This is a genomic window from Chloroflexus sp., assembly GCF_034432675.1.
GTDB lineage: Bacteria > Chloroflexota > Chloroflexia > Chloroflexales > Chloroflexaceae > Chloroflexus.
Genome location: NZ_DAOUBI010000074.1, coordinates 1 through 10,443 on the forward strand (window position 1 = coordinate 1; position 10,443 = coordinate 10,443).

The window sequence follows — 10,443 nt, forward strand, 5'->3', positions numbered from 1 at the left end:
TCGGCTGCGCAGCCAATGCCGCGACCAGACGCATCAGACGCCGGTTCAGGCGGGCATCACCGAGTCGGGCGTAGCGCAATTCGTGTTCAGCCCATGATTGCATCGTCGCGTCACCCTGTCTCCTTGCTGATGACCCCGCATACGACGACCAAAATCTGCACGTGAATCCGAGATGTGGGCAATGCATAGCCAACGGGGGGAGGTTGGGAGGGGGGCAAGGTGACCGGAAGTCATCTGGAGTACGCCACTCCCTACTCCCCATTTCCCCATTCCCCATTCACATGCGTCGGCGTGATTCATCTGCTTTCAGCGCACCTCAAACACCTCTTTGTCAACCAGCTCGACCTCAACCGGGTATTGACCGGTGAAGCAGCCAGTACAAAAAGTAGAAGGATCGCGTCCGGTTGAGCGAATCAATCCTTCGAGGCTCAGGTAGGCCAGGCTGTCGGCACCGAGATGCTGGCGAATGCCTTCGATGGTCAGGCGATGGGCAATCAGCTCAGGATAGGTTGCCATATCGACACCGAGGAAGCAGGGGTGGCGAATGGGTGGTGACGAAACGCGCACGTGAACCTCACGCGCACCGGCTTCACGCAACAGACGCACGATTGGCCCGCTGGTGTTGCCCCGCACGATGCTATCATCAACCAAGACTACCCGTTTTCCGGCCAGATTATCGGTCAGGGCGTTGAATTTGAGCGCAATACCAAGTTGACGTAATCGATCATCAGGCTGAATGAACGTTCGTCCGATGTAGCGGTTCTTAATCAACCCTTCCGAGTAGGGGATACCCGACTCTTGTGCATAGCCGATTGCTGCCGGCGTTGCACTATCGGGAACCGCGATCACAATATCGGCATCGCACGGCGCTTCACGGGCCAGTTCCCGCCCCTGCGCGACCCGAATGGCGTGGAGCACCGTTCCATGCAGCATACTGTCGGGACGTGCGAAATAGATGTACTCGAACAGACAGGCAGCCATGCGCAGCGACGGTTGGTGCGAGATGGTCTGGGGGCCGTCAAGCGTAATTTTGACAATTTCACCCGGCTCGATCTCGCGCACGAACTCAGCGCCAATCGTCCCCAACGCACAGCTTTCCGAAGCCACCACCCAGCCATTGTCACTGAGCTGACCCAGGCAGAGCGGGTGTAATCCCCACGGATCGCGCACTGCGTAGAGCGCATCGCGGGTCAGGACGGTGAGACAGTACGCACCCTGTGCCCGAACCATAAAGACCTTGAGCTTCTCTTCCCAGGTACGCCCTTCACCGCCGGCCAGCATCTGCGTGATGACTTCGCTATCGCTGCTGCTGGTCAGACCGACGCCACGCTGCAACAACTCACGTCGAAGTGCGGCAGCATTGGTCAGGTTACCGTTGTGACCAACCGCCAGTGGCCCTAATGCACTCTCAACAACGAACGGCTGGGCGTTTTCCAGCTTCGATGAACCGGTGGTTGAATAGCGCGTATGCCCAATCGCCATATAACCGCTGAGTGGACGCAACTTCTCTTCATCGAACACTTGCGCCACTAAACCCATGTTTTTGTAGTAACGAATGCTCCGCCCATTGCTCACCGCAATACCGGCACTCTCTTGACCACGATGCTGAAGCGCGTAGAGACCGAAAAAGGTGAGGCGCGCAACGTCAGCATCGGCAGCGACAATGCCGAAAACACCACACTCATGACCCGGCTTGTCATCTGATACAGTGGAAAGCATACATTGAGCGGCAATGGTATCATTACGATCAGGTACGCCGGGCAGCGATTGATCGTTCATGAGAAGTTATCCTCCTGCGCGCAGATTTGGGGACAGTTCGCATCATTGCTTATTCAAGTATATCACGGATTATGAAACCTTCAGACAACCTAACGACAGAGCAATATCAGCCATCCTGGGCTACCGGATGCCTTCTGATTGCGGTAGTTACCCTTGGGCTGGGCATCAATGGATTTTTGCGCCTGGTCGAAATCGGCGTGGGGCTATTTGGCGCTGATAGCGGTGGTCGCATCATTATCGTCTGGATCAGTCTGGCTATCGGCGCAGCAATGGCTGGCATCTGGTTCGGCTTAACCAGCGGTACCTTGCGGGATACGGCCTTGCGCTGGTTGACCGGATTGCCACTCCCGGCAATCCTGGTCTTAACCAGCCTTTTGCCCTCTGCCGAGAGTCAGTTGCAGATGGTAATCCAGGCGATGATCTGCTTCTGCTATGCCCTCATCATCATCCGGCTTACCCGTTGCTCCCCCTGGCAATGGCGCTGGTTACCTGCTGTCTTCAGCAGCGGTCTGCTGATGAGCCTGCCCTGGCTCGCTATTGGCACACCCGGTTCGTGGCTGGATACCGGTCTGGCGCTGTTGACCGGTGGGCTGGTTGGCTGGGTTGGCGGATGCCTGCTTGCATGGCGACCACCGCAGAGCTGGCAACAACCATTTGTTTCAGCCACTATCCGGCTGATTGAGGGTGTCGGCTTGAGTGTGCTGCTCCTGATCCTCAGCCGTGCGCTGGGGGTAAACAGTACCGCACTCCTATTCCTGTTTAGCGCACCGATTGGCGGTTGGCTGCTCCTGACCCTTGGCCGGTACACAGCGGTTGCTACGGTCGTCCCGATGACCATCCTCTTCGGGATGTTCTTCTTTGGCGTGCCGCTGGCCCTCACCGACTCCGACACCCTGATCACCCTCTTGCTCTTCAGCAGCTTTCCCGAAGGCTTTCATCTCGCAGTACTGGCAGCTATCGGCCAGGCATTCCTGGCCCTGATCGCAATTTTCCTGGTGCAGTTCGTTCGCAATCCTCGCCTCCACGCGGTTGGAGCTGGCGTGATTGCGGTTTTCGGGCTAGCACTGATCATCGGTGGTGGTCGGGCAACACCACAGGGTGACCGCTGGTTTGTGGTGTTGCGCGATCAGGCGGTGCTGAGCGATCTGGCAACTATCCCCGATTACGATCAACGACGAATGGCCGTCTATCAACGACTGACGAACCATGCTTTGACCACCCAGGCCGATCTGCGGGCGACGCTCGACCGGATAGGAGCACGCTATACGCCCTACTATCTCGTCAATGCGCTCGAAGTCGAGGCCGATCTTCCCGTGCGGCTCTGGCTGCAACAATTGCCGGAGGTAGCCGAGGTGATGCCGGTACCGCATCTGCGGCCATTGCCGGTCGGATTGTCAACGTCTGTTGGGAATGAACTGCCACCAGATGAAACGCCGTGGAATCTGATCGCTATCGGCGCACCGGAGGTCTGGGCACGTGGCATTCGCGGCGCGGGCATCATAATCGGTCAGGCCGATTCGGGAGTTGATGGCGCACACCCCGAATTACGTGATTCGTATGCTGGTCAGACACCTAATGGTGTCGATCACGCCTACCACTGGCTTGATCCCTGGACCAATGCGCCAGCGCCTTACGATGCCAGTGGTCACGGCACCCATACGCTGGCAACGATCCTCGGTAACCGGGTTGGTGTCGCACCCGAAGCAACCTGGATCGGGTGCGTGAATCTGGCACGCAACCTCGGTAATGCCCCGCGTTATCTTGACTGCATGCAATTCCTCTTTGCTCCGTACCCACCCGCCGGCGATCCCTTCCGCGACGGTGACCCGACCCGAGGGGCGCACATCTTGAACAATTCGTGGGGCTGCCCGGCAGACTTTGAAGGGTGTACGCCGAATTCCTTACAACCGGCAGTACAGGCGTTGCGAGCGGCTGGTGTCTTTGTGGTTGCCAGCGCCGGCAATGACGGCCCGACGTGTAGCTCGCTGAATGCACCACTCGCTATCTACGATGACGTGATGACGGTCGGTGCAGTGAATAGCGCAGGCCAGCTTGCACCGTTCAGCAGCGTCGGGCCGGTCACCAGTGATGGCAGTTTACGCCCCAAACCCGATCTGGTCGCGCCGGGAACCAACATCCTCTCGGCCTTTCCCAATCAGAGCTATGCCTATGCCGATGGCACATCGATGGCAGGGCCGCACGTTGCCGGCGCTGTAGCCCTGATCTGGTCGGCCAATCCTGCCCTGATCGGCGATATTGAGACAACGGAACAAATCCTGCGCGAGACGGCCAAACCTTACCCCTACAGTGATGGTGATCGGTGTGGGGTTGGCAACGGTGTTGGTGCCGGTCTACTCGATGTTGCTGCAGCCGTACAGCGAGCACTGACCCGGTGACGAAAGCCGTAGATGTGGTACCCGGAAAGACGCACCGCCGGGTATGGTCACTGATGGCAAATCCCGGCGTGCGGTTACCCATCCCGCCAACGAACGCCACTACCACGCACGGTTGCTGGTATGAAGGGAGAGCGAAGCTGGCGTTCACGGCAGCCATCCTGAGGCACAGCAGGGGTTACTGTATGCCCATTGCAAACCAATCATGAGCATCATCCAACCGGGCACAATACTAAAGGCGAAACGTATCGCCATTCCTGCCATTGTGCGGTAGAATGCACCCGGTAACAATGATACGGCGACGAGGTGGCGTGTGAACGAAGGGCGCAAATGGTGGGCATTAGCGGCGGTCGGCACCGGTGTGCTGATTTCGACCATTGATGGCTCGATTGTCAATATTGCTCTGAACACCCTGGTACAGGCGTTTGCCAGCAATCTGAACGTTGTCGAATGGGTGGTCTTGGGCTACTTACTGACCCTGGTCTGCACACTCTTGATCATGGGGCGTTTAGGCGATATGTATGGCAAACGCCGGATCTATCTGATCGGCTTTGCCCTCTTTACCATCGCTTCGTTGCTCTGCGCCACCGCGCCGTCGATTGCAGCCTTGATCGGCTTCCGGGTGCTACAGGGAATTGGGGCTGCAATGATTCAAGCCGTCGGCCCGGCATTGCTAGTAACTGCCTTCCCCGCCCGTGAACGTGGGATGGCGCTGGGAGCGATTGGCTCCTTCGTCGCCGCCGGTATTCTGATCGGGCCAGCCCTGGGTGGCGTGCTGTTGCAGTACATCGGTTGGGAAGCGATCTTCTTCGTCAACTTGCCGATTGGTGTGCTGGGCTGGTGGCTTACCATCCGCTCAATCTCACCCGATCACACAACACGCCCCGGCCAGCGATTTGATCTGATCGGGGCGGTATTAATGGCTGTCACCCTGTTTTGTCTCCTGCTGGGACTAACCGAAGGGCCATTGTGGGGATGGAGTGATAGTCGCGTGATCGGCCTCTTTGCAACCTCGCTGATCGGTGGAATACTGTTTGTCTGGTGGGAATGGCGTCATCCGCAGCCAATGCTGCAACTACGCATGTTCCGCCGACTGGCCTTCTCGCTCAATCTACTGGCCGCGCTGATCCTCTTTCTCGGTATTTCCTTTAACCTGTTGCTGACGCCACTCTTCTTCCAACTGGTATACCAGTTCGATCTTCAACGCACCGGTTTGATGCTCATGGCGCTCCCCATTGCCCTCTCGCTCACCTCGCCGATCAGTGGCCGGCTCTCAGACCGGTTTGGGCCGCGGGTGTTAACCATCGTCGGCTTGCTGGTGACCGGATGTGCCTTACTGGGCCTGAGTACGACCACACCGGTCACACCACCGCTGCAAATGTTGAGTTTTCTGATATTGCTGGGATTGGGAGTAGGTTTGTTTCAAAGTCCGAATAACAGTACAGTGTTAGGCAACGCCCCGCCAGAGGCATTGGGGGTGGCGAGTGGTTTACTGGCGGTTGTCCGCACCATTGGACAGACCGGCGGAATTGCCCTGGCCGGTGCGATATGGGCATCGCAGATATTTGCGTTAAACGGTGGCCCGGTGACCCCCATCACCGCTGCACCGCAACCGATTCTGGCCGGCGGCTATGATGTAGCAATGCGCGTTGCCGCATTGCTGGCTGCAATCGCGATTGTTCCATCGTTGATCGGCGGCTATGCCCTTCAACGTCAAATAGCACTGGCCAGACCGCCGGTTGCCGATTAATATTCGTTGATGCAACTTTCACATCTCACCCTCTTACTATGAAACCGGATGCCGGATGCACGAGCAGAGCGAATCTGGGATAAGGTGAGGGTGCGTAAAAAGGGAGATCACTATGCATAATCGTGTGTGGTGTACAGTACGCCCGCTGACCGCAATAATTGGTATTGTGCTGTTCTGGTTTGTGATCAGTGGGTTGAGTAGCTGTACAGCAGCACCCATCCTGGGGGAAGTCACCGCAACTGCCGAACAGTACAATCCGGGTCGCGATACCCCCTTAGCGATTAGCTATGAGATTGGGCGATCCGCCCTGGTTGATATCTACATCGTTGATGCTGATGGACAACGGTATGATCTGCGCCGGGCACAGCCACGAGCAGCCGCAAACGATCCATACATCCTGCGCTTTGATGGCAGTGTTCCAACCGACGATCCGCAGGTACTACGCCAACTACTACCACCTGGACAATACACGCTGGTTGTAGCTGCCCGTGCGGCTGATGGCAATGACAGCGATGAACGCCGTCTGCCATTGAGCATCGAAGGCGATGTGATTGCCCCACCCGAAATCGAAAATCTGATGGTCTGGCCGCCGGTTATTTCACCCAATGCTGATGCCATAGATGATGTCGCCGAATTTACCTATCGGCTACCGGTCAGCGCTACCGTCAATATTGAGGTACAGGCACCGAACGGCGAGATCATTCCGGTCGTCACCCGTGAAGAAGAGGGTCCATACGAACAGCGTCATATCTGGAATGGCAAACGTCCCAACGGTTCGCTCCTCGAAGCCGGAGTCTACACGTACACGGTACGGGCAGAGGATGGGTTCGGCAATGTGGTCCAGCGCCAGGGGCAAATCACTCTTGCCGACGTTGGTCAACCCGAAGCACGGATTGTCTACTCGATGATTGCCCCCCAGCGTGTCATGCTTGGCGAGGTCATTACGGTCACTATCCGGATACGAAACACCGGCACCGTTCCCATCCGCACTTACGGACCACCGAGCGGCTATGAATACACAACCGATGAAGTCTTTTCTTCGGTTGAAGACGGTATCTACGCTGCGCAAGCCGGTGGCTTCTGGCGAGTGGGCATGGATTGGGACGCCAACAGTGGTGGTGGTCCTAAGCGCTACCCATACCGGTGGGCTATTTCACCCCGTCCGCCCGAAAAGTGGGCCCAACCGTTTGTCGAAGACTTTCTGTACCCAGGCGAAGAGGCCGAGATTATTGGCCGGGTGCGTATCTTGCAACGTGAAACACGGATGGGATTCTACGTTGGTCTGATTCAAGATGGTGTTGGGTTTTTCCAGGATCGTACCGGACGAACCATTATTGATGTTGGTTTCTAGGACGCAAAAAACCTGCCCCCTTCGATAAGGAGGGGGCAGGTCACAAACCATTTGACCGGTTTAGCGGTCAGCCACTTTAAAGGTTGCACTACCGATTGAGAGTAAATCGCCATTCTGCAAACGTTGACGCGAGCTAATCCGGTGACCGTTGAGCGCAACCAGGGCACTGCCGTCGAGTGGTGCAACAAACCAGCGCTCTAACGCCTGCACAATCTCGGCATGGCGTTCGAGGACTTGCCGGTCATACAGCACAATGTCGCATTGACGGGCACTCCCGATCACCATACTGCGTCGGTTGACCACGATCTGTTGCCCGGTTCGCGAACCGGACACACCGATGAGGGTTAATTCCCGACTCATACCTGCCTCCAATGAACATAACTATTGCGAAACAACTATATGACATTATGATTCTCATCAAAAACTCATTTTGTCAAGAGTGACCTTTGTACCATGTACGCTCGTAGTCTTGTGAGCGATAATAGAAGTTGTTATTGCCGGGTTCAGATGAGGTAATGTCGTTCCAAACAATGTACATCTCAATCCGGTTAAGGAGAACAATATGGCGGTTCCAGCAGTACAACGGGTGCGAATCTACTTGAACGGCGAGGATCGGAGCGGAGATCGACCCCTTTACCAGGTAGTGTTAGCCGAATTGCGCCAGAGTGGGGCAACCGGTGCGACGGTAATTGCAGCCCTGACCGGCTTTGGGCCACGACGGCAGGTACCACCCCTTGCCGACCGCCAGCCGGTAGTGATTGAGTGGGTTGATCATGCTGCTCGTATTAAACGCCTGCTCCCGCTGATTGGTGAACTTGCGCCCTCGGCGCTCATCACCACTGAACCGGTCGAGGTTGTTCAGGGTGCTTTACGTCCGGGCGGGCCATTCGGGGCTGAACAGATGGTATCCGATCTGATGCAGGCGCCCTCTAAAACCATTGCCCATAACGCCTCGCTGATTGAGGCACTGGAGCACTTTGTGACGGCCCGGGCAGAGGTACTGCCTGTTATTGATAACAACATAGTGATAGGTGTTGTCTCGACCCGTGAACTGGCGTGGCGGGCAGGGTTGCGCCTGGCCCCAGAATTGCTCAGAGTACTGGGACCGGCGGAAGGCACTGCGCTGGTGGCAGCATTGAAGGGGCGAAGTGTAGGCGAGATTGTCAACCGCGAGGTGTGTGGAATTGCGCCGACAACAACGATTCCCCAGGCGCTCACCATGATGATCGAATGGGGCTATACTGAAATACCGATTGTTGATGATCAGGGCCGCCTCACCGGTGTCTTTGGTCAGTGCGCAGTCTTGCAGGCCGCAGCCCGAACACTTGCCGCCGTTCAGACTTCAGAAGGTGTGCAGGTTCGCATGGTTATGCAGGCTGCCACCGCTCGGATTGCGCTCGGCCAATCACTGGCAACCGCGCTTGCACTGCTTATCACCGCACCCGGTCAACTCTTGTTCGTCGTTGATGAGGCCGGTCGTCTGGTCGGCACCTTACGACTGACCGGTGTCCTCAATCATTTACAGGGCGACGAACGGAATGTACTACTGGCAGCAATTCAACGTGCGCAACCAACGCCGACGACGGCACTGCCCGGCGCTCGCCAAACGATAGACACCCTGGTCGAGCCATCCCCATCTACCGTCGCGCTTGATGCCAGCCTCGGCAAAGCGGCACAACAGTTGCTTGACTATAACGCCGAGCGCTTACCGGTCGTTGATCACGATGGTCGACTGTCGGGTATAATCACACGTGGTGCCCTGATCAGGGCTTTATTACAACAAAGCGAATAGTAGGACTGGTAACCTATGGCTGATCGTGTCTTAATTACCGGCGGAGCCGGTTTCCTAGGCATTAACCTGACGCGCTACCTGTTGGCGCGCGGGTATCTGGTGCGCTCACTTGATATTGCCCCCTTTGATTACCCCGAACGCAACCAGATTGAAGAGCACATGGGTGACATTCGTGACCGAGCGGCCGTTGATCGGGCGATGAAGGATGTGCGCTTCGTTGTTCACACTGCAGCAGCTCTGCCACTTTACTCACCGGCTGACATTTTCTCAACCGATATTGATGGTACGCGTAACGTCCTCGAATCGGCTCGCGATCACGGGGTTGAGCGTGTTGTCCACATCTCCTCAACCGCCGTGTATGGTATTCCTGACCATCACCCACTACTTGAAACCGATCCCCTGAGTGGTGTCGGCCCCTACGGCGAAGCGAAAGTCAAAGCTGAAGAACTGTGTCTCGAATTCCGGCGTGCCGGTATGTGCGTGCCAATTCTCCGCCCCAAGTCATTCGTCGGCCCAGAGCGGCTGGGCATCTTCGCAATGCTGTATGACTGGGCAATGGATGGGCGCAACTTCCCATTACCGGGGAACGGCAAGAATCGCTACCAGCTTCTCGATGTCGAAGACCTTTGCGAGGCGATTGTTCGTTGTCTGGAACTTGACCGTGATCGGGTCAACGACACCTTCAATATCGGTGCTAAGGAGTTCGGTACGATCAAAGAAGATTTTCAAGCCGTACTCGATGCGGCCGGTCGGGGCAAGAAGATCATCACCTTCCCGGCAGCACCAATGGTGTGGGCACTGGCGATTTTAGAGAAACTGAAGCTGTCGCCGGTGTATAAATGGGCGTATGGCACAGTCACCGAAGATTCCTTCGTATCGGTGGAAAAAGCCGAGCGCGTTCTGGGCTTCACGCCGAAGTATTCCAACAAAGAGGCGCTGGTGCGCAACTTCCGGTGGTATGTCGAGCACGCTAACCAGTTTGGTCAGCAAACTGGTGTCTCGCATCGCGTGCCCTGGAGCCAGGGTATTTTACGCTTTGCGAAGCTGTTTTTCTAATTCGCCTACAGCACATAGCTGACATCCTCAACAGCCGGAAAACAATGGTCTGGTCGGGGTGACGTAAGCGTCGCCTCGACCGATAATCACCAGGACGCACAAGCGCCGGTATACCTCCTGGGAGCGCAAACATTCGTCTCACCCACTACCTTGGCACAGCATGCACTCCCTCACCTCACTCCCCAGCCCCGCTCCTGTTAGGCTATGCATTACCCACATGTCACGCTGCGTTATGACATGCTGCCCACGCTCCCCGCAGCGCGGGCTTCTAATCCACGTGTAGGCATCATCGCCACCGCCGGCAGGGGCTGGTCATTGCCGT

Annotated in this window: 8 protein-coding genes; 5 read left to right on the top strand and 3 right to left on the bottom strand. The window is 56.7% G+C overall.

What is annotated here, in order from left to right; translation table 11 throughout:
- Both VAE55_RS19110 and purF read right to left on the bottom strand, forming a co-directional pair.
- A partial coding sequence (locus VAE55_RS19110) for a transposase DNA-binding-containing protein (RefSeq protein ID WP_416181171.1) occupies positions 1–277 on the bottom strand: 277 nt, incomplete at its 3' end.
- A gap of 29 nt (positions 278–306) precedes the next feature.
- Positions 307–1,779, bottom strand: coding sequence for an amidophosphoribosyltransferase (purF, locus tag VAE55_RS06010; protein ID WP_322814895.1), 1,473 nt, complete (start codon positions 1,777–1,779; stop codon positions 307–309).
- 71 nt (positions 1,780–1,850) lie between these two features.
- Here purF and VAE55_RS06015 point away from each other — a divergent pair, with 71 nt between their 5' ends.
- From VAE55_RS06015 to VAE55_RS06025, 3 genes are all read left to right on the top strand, one after another.
- Positions 1,851–4,175 carry a S8 family serine peptidase gene (locus VAE55_RS06015; RefSeq protein WP_322814896.1) on the top strand — a complete coding sequence of 775 codons (2,325 nt, stop codon included), beginning with the start codon at positions 1,851–1,853 and terminating at the stop codon, positions 4,173–4,175.
- Positions 4,176–4,485: 310 nt separating this feature from the next.
- On the top strand, positions 4,486–5,922 hold the full coding sequence (locus tag VAE55_RS06020) for an MFS transporter (protein ID WP_322814897.1): 1,437 nt from the start codon (positions 4,486–4,488) through the stop codon (positions 5,920–5,922).
- A 112-nt stretch (positions 5,923–6,034) separates the two neighbouring features.
- Positions 6,035–7,273, top strand: coding sequence for a hypothetical protein (locus VAE55_RS06025; RefSeq protein WP_322814898.1), 1,239 nt, complete (start codon positions 6,035–6,037; stop codon positions 7,271–7,273).
- 60 nt (positions 7,274–7,333) lie between these two features.
- Here VAE55_RS06025 and VAE55_RS06030 read toward each other — a convergent pair whose 3' ends face one another.
- Positions 7,334–7,633, bottom strand: a complete 300-nt coding sequence (locus VAE55_RS06030) for an FHA domain-containing protein (RefSeq protein ID WP_322814899.1) — start codon at positions 7,631–7,633, stop codon at positions 7,334–7,336.
- Between the two features lie 202 nt (positions 7,634–7,835).
- On the opposite strand from VAE55_RS06030, the gene VAE55_RS06035 reads away from it, so the two are divergent.
- Both VAE55_RS06035 and VAE55_RS06040 read left to right on the top strand, forming a co-directional pair.
- Positions 7,836–9,065, top strand: a complete 1,230-nt coding sequence (locus VAE55_RS06035) for a DUF190 domain-containing protein (protein ID WP_322814900.1) — start codon at positions 7,836–7,838, stop codon at positions 9,063–9,065.
- Positions 9,066–9,080: 15 nt separating this feature from the next.
- On the top strand, positions 9,081–10,121 hold the full coding sequence (locus VAE55_RS06040; RefSeq protein ID WP_322814901.1) for an NAD(P)-dependent oxidoreductase: 1,041 nt from the start codon (positions 9,081–9,083) through the stop codon (positions 10,119–10,121).
- Positions 10,122–10,443: the final 322 nt, after the last annotated feature.

Excerpts from the sequence above, each read along its gene's own strand:
- VAE55_RS06025 (WP_322814898.1), top strand. The coding sequence starts at position 6,035 with ATGCATAATCGTGTGTGGTGTACAGTACGCCCGCTGACCGCAATAATT.
- purF (WP_322814895.1), bottom strand. The coding sequence starts at position 1,779 with ATGAACGATCAATCGCTGCCCGGCGTACCTGATCGTAATGATACCATT.
- VAE55_RS06035 (WP_322814900.1), top strand. The coding sequence starts at position 7,836 with ATGGCGGTTCCAGCAGTACAACGGGTGCGAATCTACTTGAACGGCGAG.
- VAE55_RS06030 (WP_322814899.1), bottom strand. The coding sequence starts at position 7,633 with ATGAGTCGGGAATTAACCCTCATCGGTGTGTCCGGTTCGCGAACCGGG.
- VAE55_RS06015 (WP_322814896.1), top strand. The coding sequence starts at position 1,851 with ATGAAACCTTCAGACAACCTAACGACAGAGCAATATCAGCCATCCTGG.
- VAE55_RS06040 (WP_322814901.1), top strand. The coding sequence starts at position 9,081 with ATGGCTGATCGTGTCTTAATTACCGGCGGAGCCGGTTTCCTAGGCATT.